The organism is Alteromonas sp. ABH2_165, from assembly GCF_056159945.1.
Map to the genome: position 1 here is coordinate 1 of NZ_JBSWWF010000024.1, position 1,001 is coordinate 1,001.

The following is a 1,001-nucleotide window of genomic DNA, read 5'->3' on the forward strand; positions in this document are numbered from 1 at the left end:
TGCCCCTTATTTGGGTGTTATGCATTACACCAAATTCAGCGTAAAAAGGATGAATAATGAGCGTTCAAAAAGTAGTTGTTATTACTGGCGGTAGCCGAGGGATTGGTGCAGCGACAGCAAAGCTTTTTGCTCAAAACGGTTTTTCCGTATGCATAAATTACAAATCTAATGCTGAGGCTGCTAAGGCACTCGTTGAAGAAATCAAAGCGTTAGGTGGTCATTGTATTGCTGTTCAAGCTGACGTTTCCAAAGAAGGTGATGTTGTTAAACTGTTTGAAACCGTTGTTCAAGAGCTTGGTGTTGTTTCTGTTCTTGTCAACAATGCTGGTATCTTAAAGAAGCAGATGCGCTTAGACGAAATGAGTGCAGAGAGGATTAACTCAATTCTCATAAACAATGTGACAGGTTACTTCTTGTGTTGTCGTGAAGCAGTGAAACGAATGTCAACTCGTCATGGTGGTCTCGGTGGTATCATAGTTAATGTTTCTTCGGGAGCAGCTCGAACAGGTTCACCGAATGAATACATTGATTATGCTGCGTCAAAAGGTGCAATCGACACGTTAACAAAAGGTCTGTCGTTAGAAGTGGCCGCGGAAGGAATCAGAGTTAACTGTGTTCGCCCTGGACTGATTTATACCGATATGCACGCTGACGGCGGGGAGCCGGATCGTATAGAACGACTCAAAAGTAAAATTCCGATGCAACGGGGTGGTTTACCTAATGAAGTTGCGGAAGCCATTTATTGGTTAGCGTCTGAAAAATCATCATTTTCCACAGGTAACTTTCTGGATTTAGCCGGTGGCTTGTAATGCATAACAAACGACTATGGCGTCAACCCTGAATTTAAGAAGTTTTTTTCTTCCCACATGACGCCATCTCTCACCATCGAATTGAGGATGACAATCATCTTCCTGACGCAGGCAATAATAGCGACTTTCTTCGGTTTACCTGCCGCCACTAGTCGGGTGTAAGTGCGTTTAAAAACAGGATTGCACTGCATC

The 1,001-nt window shown here is 43.4% G+C and carries 1 protein-coding gene and 1 pseudogene; one reads left to right on the plus strand and one right to left on the minus strand.

From position 1 onward, the window contains the following. The first annotated feature begins 56 nt into the window (after window positions 1-56). Window positions 57-809, plus strand: coding sequence for an SDR family oxidoreductase (locus ACXAFQ_RS20420; RefSeq protein WP_474825210.1), 753 nt, complete (start codon window positions 57-59; stop codon window positions 807-809). Between the two features lie 14 nt (window positions 810-823). Here ACXAFQ_RS20420 and ACXAFQ_RS20425 read toward each other — a convergent pair. Further along, window positions 824-1,001: pseudogene (locus ACXAFQ_RS20425) on the minus strand (IS110 family transposase); the annotation flags it as partial.

Excerpts from the sequence above, each read along its gene's own strand:
- ACXAFQ_RS20420 (WP_474825210.1), top strand. The coding sequence starts at position 57 with ATGAGCGTTCAAAAAGTAGTTGTTATTACTGGCGGTAGCCGAGGGATT.